Source organism: Photobacterium proteolyticum, from assembly GCF_001939735.1.
Taxonomy (GTDB): domain Bacteria; phylum Pseudomonadota; class Gammaproteobacteria; order Enterobacterales; family Vibrionaceae; genus Photobacterium; species Photobacterium proteolyticum.
Map to the genome: position 1 here is coordinate 1 of NZ_MJIL01000067.1, position 16,446 is coordinate 16,446.

Genomic DNA, 16,446 nt, shown 5'->3' on the forward strand with positions numbered 1-16,446 from the left:
CTATCAGAACGCCCTTGCTGAGCGAGTTAACGGGATACTAAAGAGTGAGTTCCTGCTCTATCAATGCAACACGATGAAGGAACTCATGGTGTTAGTGAAAGAGTCGATATCGATATATAACGACTTGAGGCCACATATGAGCTTGGGGATGAAGACCCCGAGTGAGGTGCATGAAAAAGCCAGCAGGGAGTACCTACTGGCTTCATAAAAAAAGCGTCAACCTATTTTAGGACTAGACAAAATATCGGCGTTCGAGGATAACAAAGCGCATATCGTGGGCGTTTTTCTCATCGGCATGGTACGTCTCACTGTGCACTTCCTGCCAGCCCTCACCCCACTCGGGAAAACAGGTATCCCCCTCGACATCAAAATCGATGAATGTCAGGTACAGGCGCTCGGCATCAGGTAGACAGGCACCGTAAATACTACCTCCACCGATGATCATTAACTCATCGACCTCACCGGCAGCCAGCTTGGCAGCATCAATATCACCGACGACGGTTACGCCTTCGGCTTGAAAATCCGGATTGCGGCTAATCACTATATTTTGGCGCCCGGGTAGCGGTCGGCCGATCGACTCAAACGTCTTGCGTCCCATCACGATAGGCTTACCCAACGTCGAGCGCTTAAACCAGGCAAAGTCGGCCGGTAAATGCCAAGGCATCGCGTTGTCCTTGCCAATCACCCGATCATTGGCCATTGCCGCGATCATACTGATCTTCATTTCATTCCCCCAGCAAAAACTAAACCACAGGACGGCGACGATAAAACAATAACCCCGGCATTGCCAGCCCAATTGCCAGCGCGGCAACAATAAATACAGCCTTGATAACATTTTCCAGCATCAGCGCCCACAGCTCGGGACTAAAGCCTCTGTGGTTGATTTCAACCAGTGCAATCATCGCCTTGAACGCAAACACACCGGGTACCATAGGGATCATCGCAGCCACGGTGAACACTTTCGGATGGGCAAGAAAACGATGTGACCAATGAACTCCGATCATCCCGACCAGGGTCGCCGCTCCCAGAGTCGCCCACTCGATAGGGACCCCCCAGTGCATCAGAACAAACCGGCTTCCGTGTCCCAAAGCGCCCCCGATGGCACAATACTTCAGCGCCTTTTGCGGCACATTGAACACCAGCGCAAAGCCGACCGCCGGGATCATTGCAAAAAACATATCATTGAGCAGAGCCAGCAAAAAATCGACATTAATCATGATAGCCACCCCCAGACGCCGAGCACATTCATCGCAGCAACAATGCCCATGCTCGTCGACAACGTCAGCAAGGTTGCCATGGTCCAGCGCGCTATCCCCATGTTGGCATAGCCCTTCACCATATCGGATATGGCATTAATCAGCGGAAAACCAGGCACTAGCATCAACACCGAAGAGGCCATCGCCAGAAAAGGGGCTTCACCGATCTGGTACACCTGGCCGAAGCCAGAGATCAGCGTGGTCACAAAGGCGGTTACGCCAAAGTTAACCAGAGGGTTAAAGTGGCAATGAGCGATCTCCTGACGGACAAACATCCCGACGGAAGAGGCAAAGAAGGTCAGAAAGAAGACCGGCCAGTCAGCGCCGGCAAGGCGGCTGAATGAAGCACAGGACAGGCCAATCATAAAAATAACCAACACACGATTATAACGCAGCGCCTGGATCTTTAACAGACGATCATGCACCCCCTGAATATCCAGCAAACCGCGCTCGGCCATGATAACGACCCGCTGTACCTCGGTGACCACCTGCATATTGATCCCGCGATCCTGACAGCGGCGAGTGGTTGTAATACACCGTCCATGGCTCAATGTCGTGATCACCATTGAACTGGCAGACAATGACACCTCGACGCTTTCAACGCCCAATGCCCGTCCTAACCGGCAGGTAACATCCGTCACCAGCGTGCTTTCAGCCCCATGCTGAAGCAGCCGCTGGCCTGCCAATACGGCCAACCTCGATATTTCCCGTTGCTGTGGCTCTGTTAACGTTGGTGTCAACGGCTCCGCCCCACTTACCATTTCCTTCCCTCTGAGTGTGTCTGCTAATACCAAAAAGTTCAATTATCAGACAATTATTAGTCTACTGCGTTGACCAGACACAAAAAAGCCGCTCCCAAGAGCGGCTTTTAACAACGGTGTTAATTACGGTTTGTAGATAATCTCTACATCATAATCATCTTCGTTCCAGTCGTCCCAGTCATCATCGTCGTCATCACTGCTTTCGGCTTTCTTCACCTGCTGCTCGTGATAATCGTCCCACTTGAACTCGACCTTCTTCTCTTCAGTATCTGTTTCGTCTTCTTCGAAAACTTCCACTGGCATTGACTCAATCTGCTTCATCAAGTCATAGGTCAGCTCTTTGGTACCCATACGGTTCAGTGCTGAAATACAGTAATAATCATCTTCCCAGGCCAGCGCTTCCAAGATCGCCTCGATCTTTTCCTGCGCTTCATCTTCCGGCAGAAGATCAACCTTATTGAATACGATCCAGCGCGGCTTGTTTGCCAGCTTCTCGCTGTACTGATCCAACTCATTAAGAATCGTGAATGCGTTCTCAATCGGATCAGAACCATCAGCAGGCAGTAGATCAATCATGTGCAGCAGCACACGACAACGCTCAAGGTGCTTAAGGAAACGAATCCCCAGGCCAGCACCGTCAGCAGCGCCTTCGATCAGACCAGGAATATCGGCAACCACAAAGCTGCGCTCGCTATCGACACGTACCACACCCAGGCTCGGAACCAAAGTCGTAAACGGATAGTCGGCGACCTTCGGCTTTGCAGCCGATACAGAGCGAATAAAGGTTGATTTACCGGCATTTGGCAAGCCCAGCATGCCTACATCAGCCAGCAATAATAGCTCCAGGCGAAGATGACGCACTTCACCCTTGGTACCCATCGTCTTCTGACGAGGTGCACGGTTTACCGATGACTTGAAGCGGGTATTGCCCAGGCCATGGAAGCCCCCCTTGGCAACCATGATCTTCATGCCATGCTGGGTCAGATCAGCAATCACTTCACCCGTTTCTTCATCAACAGCGCGAGTACCTACAGGCACCGACAGCACATTGTCTTCGCCACGCTTACCGGTACAGTTACCGCCCCGACCATTCTCGCCACGCTGCGCAGCATGGAATCGTTCAAAACGGTAGTCAATCAGGGTATTGAGGTTCTCATCGGCCAGCAGATAAACATCACCGCCATCACCGCCGTCACCACCGTCAGGGCCGCCCTTCGGTACGTATTTCTCACGACGGAAACTTACTGTACCGTTGCCACCGTCACCGGCATCGACTCGAATTGCCGCTTCATCTACAAACTTCATCTCTTTCTCCGCGCTGTGGCGTTAAAACTTCTCGACCAGGACCGTCAGCAATTTCCCGGCACTATTAACCTATTGTAATTGACCTTGACTAGTTATGCTGCCTGATAAATTTATGGCCAATAGCACAAAACATTGCACCACTTACCACAACGATAGCGCCAACATACCCCATCACATTCAGGGCGGCGGCAGCAAAGTACTGTGGCCAGAACATACTGGCTAGGTCGACAAAAATAATTGTAAACAAGGGAGCCAGGGTGATTACTGCACTCACTTGCGAGGCCTGCCAGCGGGCCATTGCTTCCGCAAACGCGCCATAGCCGACCAGGGTATTTATACAGCAAAACATCAACATGCCCAGCTGTCTCTGATCCATCAGCAAGATCTGTTCAGGTACTGCCAATGGTGTCAGCATCAGGGCACAGATCAAATAGATCATCAATAAGATCTGAGGCGAGCTAAACTGCTTGAGCATGACTTTTTGGGCCAGGCCGTAAACGACCCATACCAGTGCTGCCAGCACGGCGAGCACAACACCCAGAGTATAACCTGTAAAGCTGGTAAACAGCTCGACAAGCCGTTCATTGAAAAACAGCAACAAGCCAAACATCAGGCAGCTCACACCAATAACCTGATGTACACCCAGCTTCTCTTTAAACAGCCACACACTGGACAACAACAAAATGACCGGTGCCAGCTGGATAATAACCTGCACAACAGGCGGGTTAAGGTATTCCAGTGCGCTGTTAAACAGCACAAAATTCCCCGCCAGACCAATACTCGCCAGCAGCAGGGTGCTATATCCAGCAATCCCCAATGCACGAACCTGAGGCAGCTGCCTACGCCAATATAGCCACAGGCCCAGTCCGAGCGAAGCCGTTACAAAGCGATACCAGACAATAGTAAATGGCTCCATCACTTCTACGGCTTGTTTCATTGCGATCGGCAATGCTCCCCAGAAAAACGCTGTCGTCAGCGCCAGGAGGATACCTGCCGTCGGGTTCTGATTTGGCATAAACCCTTCCATAACAAAAAGCCCCGCCAGTAGGCAGGGCTTTATAATTCGTTATGAGACTGAATTATTCAGCTTCGATAGATACGAATTTACGGTTCTTAGGACCTTTAACTTCGAACTTCACTTTACCGTCAGATAGAGCGAATAGAGTGTGGTCTTTACCTAGGCCTACGTTGTTACCAGCGTGGAATTTAGTACCACGCTGACGAACGATGATGTTACCTGCTAGTACAGATTCGCCACCGAAACGCTTAACACCTAGACGTTTGCTTTCTGAATCGCGACCGTTACGAGTAGAACCGCCAGCTTTTTTGTGTGCCATCTTTAAATTCTCCTGTTATTAAGCGCTGATGCCAGTGATTTTGACTTCAGTGAACCACTGACGGTGGCCCGCTTGCTTACGAGAGTGCTTACGACGACGGAACTTAACGATTTTTACTTTATCGCCACGACCGTGAGTAACAACTTCAGCAGTTACTTTACCGCCAGCTACGAAAGGTGCACCTACAGTTACTTCTTCGCCGTTAGCTACAAGAAGAACTGAATCAAATTCAACGCTAGCACCAGTTTCAGCGTCTAGTTTTTCTAAGCGTAGGGTCTGGCCTTCGCTTACACGGTGTTGTTTACCACCACTTTGGAAAACAGCGTACATGTCTTACTCCGCTTGTCCGCATAGGCCATTAGCCACTTATAACTCGGGCTATGGGTATGCGCTTAATCTTGTCATCAATAGGGCGCGAATGTTACGCGAAAACAGGACTTCTGGCAACCCATTAAGCGAAGAAAAATGGCGAAAAGCTAGCCAGTAATAAAAGTCCCTGATTTAAACGTAAACGAGGTTATGAAGATAGCGGGGTTTTAGTGTAGTATTCGGTAAATATTTTTGATGCCAATTGACAACAATAGCCAGCGATTTCATGCCTGGGCGGGAAGTTTTAGAGGTAAAGTGTGCTACAGCTCATCGTAGCAGTTTTCGGATAAGCATCACGTATAATAATGCCGACAACCTTTGCAACTACCCTGCCACCACTGCTTGACGTCTGTTTATTGTCAGTTGGTATACTTAACTTTTCCGCCTGGTGCGGCAAACAATTTTGCTGGATATACAATGGATTTTAAAGCTATCCAAGCGCTTACCGCCAAAGATATGGCGGAAGTTGACGCGAAGATACTGGCACAGCTGAATTCAGATGTGGCCTTAATCAATCAACTCGGTTTTTACATTGTCAGTGGCGGCGGAAAACGCCTGCGTCCAATGCTGGCCGTCTTGGCTGCCCGCGCCCTTGGCTATGAAGGTAGCAAACACACGACTGCCGCAGCTTTTATCGAGTTTACGCATACTGCAACACTACTTCATGACGATGTTGTCGATGAATCAGATATGCGCCGTGGCAAGGCAACCGCCAATGCCATGTTCGGCAATGCCGCCAGCGTTTTGGTGGGTGATTATATCTATACTCGCTCCTTCCAGATGATGACCAGTCTGCGATCCCTACGGATCCTCGACATTATGAGCGAAGCCGTAAATGTGATCGCCGAAGGCGAAGTGCAACAGTTGATGAACTGCAATGATCCGGATACCACGGAAGATAACTATATGCAGGTTATCTACTCAAAAACCGCTCGCTTGTTCGAAGCCGCGACCCAGGTCGCTGCCATTCTTGCCGATGCCCCGGAACATATCGAAGTTGCCTTGCAGGACTACGGTCGCTTCTTAGGTACGGCCTTCCAGCTTATCGACGATGTATTGGATTACAATGCCGACGGTGAGGAAATGGGAAAAAATGTCGGTGATGACCTGGCCGAGGGCAAACCAACCCTTCCGCTATTGCATGCCATGCATCATGGGAATGCCGAGCAGGCCGCAATGATCCGGGAAGCCATTGAGAAAGGTGACGGCCTTGACAAGCTTGAACCGATCCTGGCCTGTATGCATGAAGTCGGTTCACTGGAATATACCCAGCAACGTGCCGAGCAAGAAGCAGAAAAAGCGATTGCCTGCCTTGGTGCTGTTCCTGATTCAGAGCACAAAGAAGCACTTATCGCACTGGCTCACCTGGCCGTCAAGCGTAACAAGTAAGCCGCACTCCCATCCCGGATCCCAAAGCCTGCCCTGCGCAGGCTTTTTTGATCTTCCGGCCCCAAAAGAGGATCCTTTTCTTGTTCTATAGTTAACAGTGATCCTTGTGATCTAGCGGAGGTTGATTATGCAAGCCAAAGATCTTAAACCGGGAATGTGGGTAGAATGCCAGCAGGGTGTCGCAGAAGTGATTGACGTTGACCAGGAACATAATACTGCCATTATCGAGAGTATGAGTGATCACAAACGCATCAACATAAACTGTGACGACATCAGAGAGCAGCCCCAGCTTCACACCGGATGTGACAGCTATTACTAACTCTCACATTTACCGAACCGATATAGGTAGCCAGATATAAAAAAAGCGGCCATAGGCCGCTTTTTTACTATCGCTGAGTCAGTTTACTGCGCAGCAAACTCTTCGCCTTTAGTGATATCGCCCTGAAGGGTATCTAGCATGCTTTCCAGTGCATCCTGCTCGAATGCACTTAGCTTGCCGTAATCCATCACCTCTTCTACGCCGTCCTTGCCCAGACGCACAGGCTGAGCAAAGAAGCGAGCATGCTGGCCTTCGCCTTCAACGTAGGCACATTCGACAACGCCTTCTTCACCCTGAAGCGCACGCACCAGGGCAAGACCGAAGCGGCATGCAGCCTGACCCATTGATAATGTCGCAGAGCCGCCACCCGCTTTTGCTTCGACAACCTCGGTACCGGCATTCTGAATGCGCGGTGTCAGCGCCTTAATTTCTTCTTCGGTGAACTCAACACCTTCGACCTGTGAAAGCAGAGGAAGAATCGTTACGCCAGAGTGACCACCGATAACAGGTACGCGTACCTGGCCCGGATCGATATCTTTTAGCTCGGCCACAAAAGTTTCAGAACGGATAACATCCAAGGTTGTTACGCCGAACAGCTTACGCTTATCATAGACACCGGCTTTCTTCAGTACTTCAGCAGCAATCGCCACCGTAGTGTTAACAGGGTTCGTAATGATACCTACACAGGCATTCGGACATACAACGGCAATTCTTTCAGCCAGAGACTTAACGATGCCCGCATTGACATTAAACAGATCCGCGCGATCCATACCTGGTTTACGCGCAACACCTGCAGAAATCAAAACAACGTCAGCACCTTCCAGTGCAGGAGTCGGATCTTCACCACCATAACCTTTGATTGAAACCGGTGTAGGGATATGACTCAGATCAGCAGCAACACCCGGTGTTACCGGCGCAATATCGTACAGCGCCAGATCAGAGCCCGCAGGCAGGCGGTTTTTCAGAAGCAGAGCCAGAGCCTGGCCGATACCGCCAGCAGCGCCAATTACAGCAACTTTCATGTTCGTTCTCCTTTACGATAGAAGTATATTTTTTTCAGACCTAAAACCAATCAAATGAAGACATAACTCAGCTAAGACCATGATTTCATTTGATTGGTCTTGATGACGTTATAGCAACAAATAGTGAAATACAATCAAACCCAACCAGCTTTGCGATGTCACGCATAAGCAAGAATAAAATGTGCTACATATATATAACATTTCTTTCTCGGGATTGCAGTCGACAAATGGCGAAGAAACCAATCAGAGTTAAATAATTATTCATCCTATTCCACCAGAATGGTGACTAACACTCCAGTTTCCATGAACATGGTTTGCTACCAACCAGAGGGTTATGCAAGAATACGGCACCTCGTCCCTGTATATGAAATTTACTTATGCGAAATTCAGATAAACAAGAACGCTTAGTCAAAGCATTCAAAGCCATTCTAAAAGAAGAAAAATTCAGCTCTCAAGGTGAAATTGTAGATGCCTTGAAAGCTCAGGGGTTCGACAATATAAACCAGTCAAAAGTCTCTCGCATGCTGACGAAGTTTGGTGCTGTCCGCACCCGCAACGCTAAGATGGAGATGGTCTATTGCCTGCCCGTGGAGCTGGGTGTACCAACCACCAGCAGCCCGCTCAAAGAGCTGGTCATGGAGATTGATTACAACAGTGCGCTGGTTGTTATTCACACCGGGCCTGGTGCCGCTCAGGTGATTGCCCGCCTATTAGATTCGCTAGGCAAGGCAGAAGGTATTCTGGGCGTAGTCGCAGGCGACGATACGATTTTTATTACCCCGACAAACTCCATTTCTACCGAAGAATTGTTCAGTTCGGTGTGCAAGCTTTTTGACTACAGCAACTAAAAATCTTCCCGATCCTCTCTCTCAGCAAATGAGAGAGAGCTCACATTCAGAAAAACTTTCATAAATTGCATATTTCTCATGCAAGTACATGATTGATATAAATAATTATTCCTTTTTCAATATCATTTCTGTGCTTTTTTTCCAGTAATCCGGCAAACAATCATTAACATAATTTTAATTTTCCTGGTCTCTTTTGCTATCATCGTTCTGATTTGCTTGAGCAAATATGCCTTTTCCACCGATGGAAACCATTTCCATACTGGAGATAACAACAATTAGGAAGGGACAAACATGGCATTAAAACAAATTGTTAAAATCAGTGCTTTAGCCGCAGCAGTTATGACTAGCGGCATGGCCAGTGCCCAGGACTTCATCACAATTGGCACCGGCTCCGTCACTGGGGTTTACTACCCGACTGGTGGCGCGATCTGTAAGCTCGTAAACAAAGACCGCAAGCAGCACAATGTCCGCTGCTCGGTAGAATCCACAGGCGGCTCTATCTACAACGTCAATACTATGCGTGCCGGTGAACTGGACTTCGGTATTGTTCAGTCTGACTGGCAGTACCATGGCTATAACGGTACCAGCAAGTTCAAAGATCAGGGTGCCTACAAAAAACTGCGCGCGGTATTCTCGATCCACACCGAACCGTTCAACATCATTGCCCGTACCGATTCTGGCATCAACGGTGTTGCAGATCTAAAAGGCAAGCGTGTAAACATTGGTAACCCAGGCTCTGGCGACCGCGCCACCATGGGTGTGGTGATGGATGCGATGGGCTGGACCAACGCCGATTTCAAACTGGCCTCCGAACTCAAAGGCTCCGAGCGCTCCCAGGCACTATGCGACAACAAAATTGATGCCTTCGTCTATGTAGTTGGCCATCCAAACGGTTCAATCAAAGAAGCAACAACCTCTTGTGAGGCCAAGCTAGTTCCGGCTACTGGCGCTGCGATCGACAAGATCGTTGCCGACAACCCGTACTACGCTAAGAGCACAGTACCTGGCGGCATGTACAAGGGCACCAACGACGACGTAAACAGCTTTGGTGTTGCGGCAACGTTGGTTTCCTCTACCGACGTATCTGATGATGTTGTCTACGCGCTTGTGAAATCGGTATTTGAAAACTTCAATACCTTCAAACGCCTTCACCCGGCATTTGCTAACCTAAAACCTGAGAACATGGTAAAGGATGGTCTATCCATTCCTCTACATCCAGGTGCTGAGCGCTACTACAAGGAAGCAGGTTACCTGAAGTAACCTATATTGACTCCCTTTATCAGGCACTTGTTGCCACTCATGCGCCGCGCAAGCGGCGCATGCTATTTCACCTACCTATAAAAATAATAATAAACACTTTTTTACCTAGTCCATCGAAGAAGGATTATGCATGACTAAGACAACCGAAGCGTCGACAGATGTGCAGGATATGGTGGCTCAGGCAGACACAGGGGCAAGGAATCCTGTTGGAATGGCTGGACGCATCTTATGGTTCGTCCCGCTGTGTTGGTCACTGTTCCAGCTGTGGTATGCCTCACCGCTTCCGTTTATTTTTAACTTTGGTGTATTGAACGATACCGAAGCCCGCTCGATCCACCTGGCATTTGCCATTTTTCTGGCTTTCACCGCCTACCCGGCGCTGAAACATTCTCCCCGGGATCGTATCCCTATTGTTGATTGGGCCCTGGCACTGGCAGGCAGCTTTTCCGCCGCCTATATCTATATCTTTTATACCGAGCTAGCCGGTCGCTCAGGCGCACCAACACAGTTTGACATTGTCATTGCCGTTATCGGCATGGTGTTATTGCTTGAAGCCACTCGCCGTGCACTCGGCCCGCCATTAATGGTTGTTGCAGCCGTCTTCTTGCTGTACACCTTCGGCGGTCCGCACATGCCAGACGTTATCGCCCACAAAGGAGCCAGCCTTAATAAGGCCATGTCACATCTGTGGCTGACAACCGAAGGGGTATTTGGAATCGCCCTTGGCGTATCAACCTCCTTCGTCTTCCTGTTCGTCCTGTTTGGCGCAATGCTTGAACGCGCAGGGGCCGGCGCCTACTTCATCAAAGTCGCCTTTTCACTGCTTGGCCACATGCGTGGCGGTCCGGCAAAGGCTGCCGTTGTGGCCTCTGGGCTATCTGGTCTGGTCTCCGGCTCATCGATTGCCAACGTAGTAACCACAGGCACCTTCACCATTCCGCTGATGAAAAAAGTCGGCTTTCCCGGCACAAAGGCCGGTGCAGTCGAAGTGGCCGCCTCCACCAATGGTCAGCTAACACCACCGATTATGGGGGCTGCCGCCTTCCTGATGGTTGAGTATGTCGGGATTTCCTATGTAGAGGTCATTAAAGCGGCATTGTTGCCTGCACTTATCTCTTACATTGCCCTTCTGTATATTGTTCATCTCGAAGCCTGCAAGGCTGGCATGACCGGACTTAAACGCCACTACAAACCAACTCTGGCACAAAACCTGCTCTCATTTAGTAGCACGATAGTGGGCCTGATCGTATTGAGCGCAATGGTCTACTACGGTGTTGGCTGGACCAAGGACGTCTTTGGTGCCGCAGCAACACCAATCATCGGGGTAGTGATCCTCATTGCTTACGTTGCCCTAGTTAAAGTGTCGGCCAACTATCAGGATCACCTGATGGAGAACCCTGAAGACGATATCACCGAAGTACCCGATCCGGGGCCGACTATCAAATCCGGACTCTACTTCCTGCTACCTATCGTCGTACTGGTCTGGTGTCTGACCGTCGAGCGCTTCTCCCCCGGTCTTTCTGCCTTCTGGGCGACGGTCTTTATGATATTTATCCTGCTCACGCAGCGTCCGCTGCTGGCGATGTTCAATAAAGAGAAAACCGTCAGCGAAGCCTCGATAGAAGGCGTTCATGACCTGCTTGAAAGCTTGGTATCCGGTGCACGCAACATGATCGGTATCGGTGTGGCCACTGCAGCCGCCGGGATTGTGGTGGGAGTCGTGACCCTTACCGGTATCGGACTGGTCATGACCGACTTCGTCGAGTTTATCTCCGGCGGTAACATCATGCTGATGCTACTGTTTACCGCAGTGATAAGCCTAGTACTTGGTATGGGCCTGCCAACCACAGCCAACTACATTGTCGTCTCAACCTTGATGGCTCCCGTTATTGTTACACTCGGTGCCCAAAACGGCCTGATCATTCCGCTGATCGCCGTCCACCTGTTTGTGTTCTATTTCGGTATCCTGGCTGATGACACCCCGCCAGTTGGTCTGGCTGCATTTGCGGCCGCGGCCATAGCCAAAAGCGATCCTATCCGTACCGGTATCCAAGGCTTTACCTATGATATCCGTACCGCCATCCTGCCATTTATGTTTATCTTCAATACCCAGCTATTGATGATGAATATCGACACCTGGTGGCACCTGTTCCTGACGGTCAGCTCAGCAGTTATCGCCATGCTTACCTTCTCGGCAGCAACTCAGGGATGGTGGTTTACCAAGACCAAATGGTGGGAAGTCATTGCCCTGCTTCTCATTACCTTCTCGCTGTTCAGGCCTGGATTCTGGTGGGATATGGTCTACCCGGCAAAACATGAAATGCCTGGAGTGCTCATCGTCGATGCTGCCGACAAGCTGGCAATAGGCCAACCTATTGAGCTGCAGGTCAGCGGCGAAAACCTTGAAGGTAAAATGGTAAGCAAGCATGTGCTGCTACCGTTTGATGAAGATGCGGTTAGCGCCGACGAGCGTATTGCCTCAACAGGCCTGATGCTACGTCAGGAAGGCGAGAAGATGCTGGTTGATCTGGTTGAGTTCGGCAGCCCGGCCGAAGCCGCCGGTATTGACTTTGACTGGGAGATCACCCAGGTCAGCTTGCCGGCAGTAAGGCCGATGAAAGAGTGGGTATTTGTCCCGACCCTCATCTTGCTGGGAGCCCTTGGCTGGAACCAGCGCCGCCGTGCCAAGCAACTGTCACACGCATAATCTTGCCACTGACCTGGTCAATACAGGTCTAAACTATAGGGAGAGTTCACTCTCCCTATATGAAAATAAAGAGAATAATATGTATAAGCAGATTTTAGTGCCCGTTGATCTAAACGACCAAGGCTTCGCCGACAAAGCCGTCGAGCAGGCCGTCTGGCTGGCCAAACAGTCCAATGCGACGATCCACTTGCTCAATGTGCTCCCAGGCATTCACATGTCGATGGTATCGAGCTATTTCCCGAAAGATGCCGCTCGAAAAATGATGCAAGATGCCCAGCACCAGCTAAAAGACTTCGCCAGCCAGCATATCCCGGATGAAATTGTTCACCACCAGTATGTTTCCGAAGGGAAAACCTGGACCACAATTCTTGAGCATGCGGGACGAGTGGGTGCCGATCTGATCATTTTGCCGAGCCATAAACGCTCTCGCCTAGATAAGGTCATGCTGGGCTCTGTCGCTTCCAAAGTGGTCGAGAACTCACCAATCAATGTCGTGGTGATCAAACCCCAGGCGCACCTGCAAGAGGTCTAACCCTGTCTGAGTCATTGGTGTAATTAAGTACGCTCAAAAAAGCCCGCTCATCAAGCGGGCTTTTTATTAATATCAACGCATTCCGGCGTTCACTGTCTCTGATCGTAACCCCAGCGCGGAACCAACCCCTGCTCGACACCAAGGTGATCGAGGATCCTTGCTACCATAAAGTCGACCAGATCTTCAATACTCTCAGGCTGATGGTAAAAGCCAGGTGCCGCCGGCATGATGGTCACTCCCATCTTTGACAACTTCAGCATGTTCTCCAGATGCAGTGTCGAAAACGGCGTTTCCCGTACCACCAGCAATAACTGCCCGCGCTCTTTCAGAACGACATCGGCAGCACGCTCGAGCAAATTATCAGACATTCCATGCGCAACAGACGCCAGCGTACCTGCCGAGCAAGGGCAAACCACCATCTGTTTCGGCGCTGCAGAACCCGATGCCACCGGCGAGAACCAATCTTCTTTACCACACACTTCCAGCTTGCTGGCATCACAACCAAGATGCTCAACCAGCGCCTTTTTCGCCGCATCCGGGCCAGAGGGCAACTTAAGACCATGTTCCGTTGCCAGCACAACCCGGGCCGCCGATGAAACCAGCAAGTACACCTGATAGTCGGCAGCCAACAGGCTTTCCAGCAAACGCAGCCCATAAGGCGCGCCAGAGGCCCCCGTCCAGGCAAGGGTTATTCGCTTATTTTGGATCTTGCTACTCATTCGCTTTTCTCTGCCAGAGCTGCCAGTAGCTTGTCATGAATACCGCCAAAACCACCGTTGCTCATCACCAGAATATTATCGCCAGGCTTTGCCGACTCAGTGATTTTCGCCACCAGCGCAGCCAAATCGCTATCTGTAGCCGCCGGCTGAGAACAGGCCGAGGCAATCTCATCAACCGACCAGGGAATGGTATCCGGCTGGAAAATGAACACCTCATCTGCCACCCCAAGCGCCGGTGCCAAATCCTGTTTGTGCACCCCCAGCTTCATGGTATTAGAACGCGGCTCCAGGACAGCCAGGATACGCTCATCGCCAACCTTGGCCCGCAAACCACCAAGCGTCAGCTCAACGGCGGTCGGATGGTGGGCGAAATCATCATAGACCCTGATCCCGTTTACCTCACCTTTCAGTTCCAGGCGACGTTTGGTATTGATGAACTTAGCCAATGACTCACAGGCCAAATCTGCTGTAACACCCACATGGCGGGCCGCCGCAATCGCCATCAGGGCATTGCTGACATTATGGTCGCCCACCAGATCCCAACTCACAACACCAGTAAGTTCACCTTCCAGGTACACCTCAAACTGGCTACCGTCGGCAACGAGTTTGCGTGCCTGCCAGTGACCGTCTTCGCCGGTATATTCCAGCTCGCTCCAGCATCCCATATCCAACGTCTGCTGGATATTGTCGACATTTTTGGGTGCCAGGATCCGGCCATTACCCGGCACAGTTCTCACTAAATGATGAAACTGGCGTTGGATGGCTTTCAAATCATCAAAAATATCTGCGTGATCGAACTCTAAATTGTTCATAACGAGCGTGCGTGGTCGATAATGAACAAACTTAGAACGCTTATCGAAAAAAGCACTATCGTATTCGTCCGCCTCGACAACGAAGAACATACTTTCACCTAACCGCGCGGAAACACCGAAGTTTCCGAGCACGCCACCAACCAGAAAGCCCGGCTGATAACCACAATCTTCCAGGATCCACGCCAGCATGCTGGCTGTCGTCGTCTTGCCATGGGTACCGGCCACTGCCAGCACCCAGCGATCATGCAGCAAAATTTCCTGCAGCCACTGCGGCCCTGAGGTATAGCGCAGATTATTGTTCAGTACATATTCTACACAAGGGTTGCCCCGGCTCATGGCATTGCCGACAACGACCAGGTCGGGAGCCGGATTGAGCTGTGATGGGTCATAACCCTGAATAATTTCAATACCTTGAGATTCAAGCAAAGTACTCATCGGCGGATAAACATTGGCATCACAACCGGTAACTGTATGGCCCAACTGGCGGGCGAGAATCGCGGCCCCGCCCATAAATGTGCCGCAAATTCCTAGAATATGGATATGCATAACTGTCGGCTCACTGGATAAATTCTGTTGATTTCACGCTTAGGTGTTACTTCAGTACCATAAAAAAGATCTTTATATACAATTCTTTATGCGTATTTACAGCACTAACAGGCTATAAATCCTATATAGAGGTACCAAAATTGTCCGTAAGAGACATTGTACCTGACTTAACTGCCCCAATGACAACATGATGCAAGGATTGTATATGTCCGATATTAGAACCCTTGGTGAGTTCATTGTCGAGAAACAGACCGACTTCCCCCATGCCAGCGGTGAGCTCTCCTCACTACTGGGCTCTATAAAGCTAGCGGCTAAAATCGTGAACCGTGAAATCAACAAGGCAGGCTTGGTTGATATCACAGGATCGGCCGGTGGCGAGAATATTCAAGGTGAAGATCAGCAAAAGCTCGACCTCTACGCGAATGAAAAATTCAAGGCCGCACTTGAAGCCCGAGATCAGGTATGTGGCGTCGCCAGTGAGGAAGAAGACGAAGCCGTTGCCTTCAACAAAGAATTAAACCTAAATGCGAAATACGTTGTGTTGATGGATCCACTGGATGGTTCTTCGAACATCGACGTAAACGTTTCCGTCGGGACTATTTTCTCCATTTACCAGCGAGTTTCCCCTGTCGGCACCCCTCCGACTGAAGAGGATTTCCTCCAGCCGGGCCACCGCCAGGTTGCAGCCGGATACATCATCTACGGCTCTTCGACCATGTTGGTTTATACCACAGGTAACGGTGTTCATGGATTTACCTACGATCCATCACTTGGTGTGTTCTGTCTGTCACACGAAAGCATGCGTATCCCGGAAGACGGCCGTATTTATTCTATTAATGAAGGGAACTATATCCGCTTCCCAATGGGCGTGAAAAAGTACATCAAGCACTGCCAGGAAGACGTGCCTGAAGATAACCGTCCGTATACATCCCGTTACATTGGCTCTCTGGTTGCTGACTTTCATCGCAACCTGCTAAAAGGCGGTATTTATATGTACCCGAGTACTGCAACTCACCCGAACGGCAAGCTGCGCCTGCTGTATGAATGCAACCCGATGGCATTTTTGATTGAGCAGGCTGGTGGCCTGGCATCTGACGGTAAAAACCGGATCATGGATCTCAAACCAACTGAGCTGCACCAGCGGGTGCCGTTCTTTGTCGGCTCGACCAAGATGGTCCGCAATGTAGAGACCTTCCTCGAAGAGTTCCCTGAATAAAAGCGATACTCAATAAAACAGGCTGCCATGGCAGCCTGTTTTATTTCA

The 16,446-nt window shown here is 50.3% G+C and carries 18 protein-coding genes; 8 read left to right on the forward strand and 10 right to left on the reverse strand.

The annotated features are described in order from the left end of the window. Window positions 1–208 (forward strand): integrase core domain-containing protein (locus BIT28_RS10875; protein ID WP_139310459.1); only part of this gene is annotated, 208 nt, incomplete at its 5' end. A gap of 24 nt (window positions 209–232) precedes the next feature. Here BIT28_RS10875 and folA read toward each other — a convergent pair. From folA to rplU, 7 genes are all read right to left on the reverse strand, one after another. Beyond that, the gene (gene folA / locus BIT28_RS10880; RefSeq protein WP_075763578.1) at window positions 233–724 is read right to left on the reverse strand and encodes a type 3 dihydrofolate reductase; all 492 of its coding nucleotides are present in this window, start codon (window positions 722–724) and stop codon (window positions 233–235) included. Window positions 725–743: 19 nt separating this feature from the next. Beyond that, on the reverse strand, window positions 744–1,217 hold the full coding sequence (locus BIT28_RS10885) for a threonine/serine exporter family protein (RefSeq protein WP_075763579.1): 474 nt from the start codon (window positions 1,215–1,217) through the stop codon (window positions 744–746). Continuing rightward, complete coding sequence (locus BIT28_RS10890) at window positions 1,214–2,017, reverse strand: threonine/serine exporter family protein (RefSeq protein ID WP_075763580.1); 804 nt, start codon at window positions 2,015–2,017, stop codon at window positions 1,214–1,216. Before BIT28_RS10890 ends, BIT28_RS10885 begins: the two co-directional genes overlap by 4 nt. A gap of 123 nt (window positions 2,018–2,140) precedes the next feature. Next, window positions 2,141–3,322, reverse strand: a complete 1,182-nt coding sequence (gene cgtA, locus BIT28_RS10895) for an Obg family GTPase CgtA (protein WP_075763581.1) — start codon at window positions 3,320–3,322, stop codon at window positions 2,141–2,143. An 88-nt stretch (window positions 3,323–3,410) separates the two neighbouring features. After that, entirely contained in the window at window positions 3,411–4,337 is a 927-nt protein-coding gene (locus tag BIT28_RS10900; RefSeq protein WP_075763582.1) for a DMT family transporter, read from the reverse strand. Window positions 4,338–4,401: 64 nt separating this feature from the next. After that, the gene (gene rpmA / locus BIT28_RS10905) at window positions 4,402–4,659 is read right to left on the reverse strand and encodes a 50S ribosomal protein L27 (protein ID WP_007467532.1); all 258 of its coding nucleotides are present in this window, start codon (window positions 4,657–4,659) and stop codon (window positions 4,402–4,404) included. A gap of 18 nt (window positions 4,660–4,677) precedes the next feature. After that, on the reverse strand, window positions 4,678–4,989 hold the full coding sequence (gene rplU, locus BIT28_RS10910) for a 50S ribosomal protein L21 (protein WP_036825723.1): 312 nt from the start codon (window positions 4,987–4,989) through the stop codon (window positions 4,678–4,680). A 456-nt stretch (window positions 4,990–5,445) separates the two neighbouring features. Between rplU and ispB the strand changes: the two genes are divergently transcribed. Both ispB and BIT28_RS10920 read left to right on the forward strand, forming a co-directional pair. After that, complete coding sequence (gene ispB / locus BIT28_RS10915) at window positions 5,446–6,417, forward strand: octaprenyl diphosphate synthase (RefSeq protein WP_075763583.1); 972 nt, start codon at window positions 5,446–5,448, stop codon at window positions 6,415–6,417. 127 nt (window positions 6,418–6,544) lie between these two features. After that, complete coding sequence (locus BIT28_RS10920; RefSeq protein ID WP_075763584.1) at window positions 6,545–6,736, forward strand: hypothetical protein; 192 nt, start codon at window positions 6,545–6,547, stop codon at window positions 6,734–6,736. 83 nt (window positions 6,737–6,819) lie between these two features. On the opposite strand, the gene mdh is transcribed toward BIT28_RS10920, so the two are convergent. Next, entirely contained in the window at window positions 6,820–7,758 is a 939-nt protein-coding gene (gene mdh / locus BIT28_RS10925) for a malate dehydrogenase (RefSeq protein ID WP_075763585.1), read from the reverse strand. 377 nt (window positions 7,759–8,135) lie between these two features. On the opposite strand from mdh, the gene argR reads away from it, so the two are divergent. From argR to BIT28_RS10945, 4 genes are all read left to right on the forward strand, one after another. Next, complete coding sequence (gene argR, locus BIT28_RS10930; protein WP_075763586.1) at window positions 8,136–8,606, forward strand: transcriptional regulator ArgR; 471 nt, start codon at window positions 8,136–8,138, stop codon at window positions 8,604–8,606. A 291-nt stretch (window positions 8,607–8,897) separates the two neighbouring features. Further along, on the forward strand, window positions 8,898–9,866 hold the full coding sequence (locus BIT28_RS10935; RefSeq protein ID WP_075763587.1) for a TAXI family TRAP transporter solute-binding subunit: 969 nt from the start codon (window positions 8,898–8,900) through the stop codon (window positions 9,864–9,866). A gap of 130 nt (window positions 9,867–9,996) precedes the next feature. Further along, window positions 9,997–12,573, forward strand: coding sequence for a TRAP transporter permease (locus tag BIT28_RS10940; protein ID WP_075763588.1), 2,577 nt, complete (start codon window positions 9,997–9,999; stop codon window positions 12,571–12,573). Window positions 12,574–12,652: 79 nt separating this feature from the next. Next, window positions 12,653–13,105, forward strand: coding sequence for a universal stress protein (locus BIT28_RS10945; RefSeq protein WP_075763589.1), 453 nt, complete (start codon window positions 12,653–12,655; stop codon window positions 13,103–13,105). Between the two features lie 89 nt (window positions 13,106–13,194). Here the strand turns inward: BIT28_RS10945 and BIT28_RS10950 are convergent, their stop codons facing one another. Both BIT28_RS10950 and mpl read right to left on the reverse strand, forming a co-directional pair. Beyond that, a complete protein-coding gene (locus BIT28_RS10950; protein ID WP_075763590.1) occupies window positions 13,195–13,824 on the reverse strand; it encodes a flavin prenyltransferase UbiX in 630 nt (209 codons plus the stop codon). Then, window positions 13,821–15,182, reverse strand: coding sequence for a UDP-N-acetylmuramate:L-alanyl-gamma-D-glutamyl-meso-diaminopimelate ligase (gene mpl, locus BIT28_RS10955; RefSeq protein ID WP_075763591.1), 1,362 nt, complete (start codon window positions 15,180–15,182; stop codon window positions 13,821–13,823). The genes BIT28_RS10950 and mpl overlap by 4 nt, the downstream gene beginning before the upstream one ends. Window positions 15,183–15,387: 205 nt before the next feature. On the opposite strand from mpl, the gene fbp reads away from it, so the two are divergent. Further along, entirely contained in the window at window positions 15,388–16,398 is a 1,011-nt protein-coding gene (fbp, locus tag BIT28_RS10960) for a class 1 fructose-bisphosphatase (RefSeq protein ID WP_075763592.1), read from the forward strand. Window positions 16,399–16,446: the final 48 nt, after the last annotated feature.

Coding starts and splice junctions, on each gene's coding strand:
- folA (WP_075763578.1), bottom strand. CDS start 724: ATGAAGATCAGTATGATCGCGGCAATGGCCAATGATCGGGTGATTGGC.
- BIT28_RS10885 (WP_075763579.1), bottom strand. CDS start 1,217: ATGATTAATGTCGATTTTTTGCTGGCTCTGCTCAATGATATGTTTTTT.
- BIT28_RS10890 (WP_075763580.1), bottom strand. CDS start 2,017: ATGGTAAGTGGGGCGGAGCCGTTGACACCAACGTTAACAGAGCCACAG.
- cgtA (WP_075763581.1), bottom strand. CDS start 3,322: ATGAAGTTTGTAGATGAAGCGGCAATTCGAGTCGATGCCGGTGACGGT.
- BIT28_RS10900 (WP_075763582.1), bottom strand. CDS start 4,337: ATGCCAAATCAGAACCCGACGGCAGGTATCCTCCTGGCGCTGACGACA.
- rpmA (WP_007467532.1), bottom strand. CDS start 4,659: ATGGCACACAAAAAAGCTGGCGGTTCTACTCGTAACGGTCGCGATTCA.
- rplU (WP_036825723.1), bottom strand. CDS start 4,989: ATGTACGCTGTTTTCCAAAGTGGTGGTAAACAACACCGTGTAAGCGAA.
- ispB (WP_075763583.1), top strand. CDS start 5,446: ATGGATTTTAAAGCTATCCAAGCGCTTACCGCCAAAGATATGGCGGAA.
- BIT28_RS10920 (WP_075763584.1), top strand. CDS start 6,545: ATGCAAGCCAAAGATCTTAAACCGGGAATGTGGGTAGAATGCCAGCAG.
- mdh (WP_075763585.1), bottom strand. CDS start 7,758: ATGAAAGTTGCTGTAATTGGCGCTGCTGGCGGTATCGGCCAGGCTCTG.
- argR (WP_075763586.1), top strand. CDS start 8,136: ATGCGAAATTCAGATAAACAAGAACGCTTAGTCAAAGCATTCAAAGCC.
- BIT28_RS10935 (WP_075763587.1), top strand. CDS start 8,898: ATGGCATTAAAACAAATTGTTAAAATCAGTGCTTTAGCCGCAGCAGTT.
- BIT28_RS10940 (WP_075763588.1), top strand. CDS start 9,997: ATGACTAAGACAACCGAAGCGTCGACAGATGTGCAGGATATGGTGGCT.
- BIT28_RS10945 (WP_075763589.1), top strand. CDS start 12,653: ATGTATAAGCAGATTTTAGTGCCCGTTGATCTAAACGACCAAGGCTTC.
- BIT28_RS10950 (WP_075763590.1), bottom strand. CDS start 13,824: ATGAGTAGCAAGATCCAAAATAAGCGAATAACCCTTGCCTGGACGGGG.
- mpl (WP_075763591.1), bottom strand. CDS start 15,182: ATGCATATCCATATTCTAGGAATTTGCGGCACATTTATGGGCGGGGCC.
- fbp (WP_075763592.1), top strand. CDS start 15,388: ATGTCCGATATTAGAACCCTTGGTGAGTTCATTGTCGAGAAACAGACC.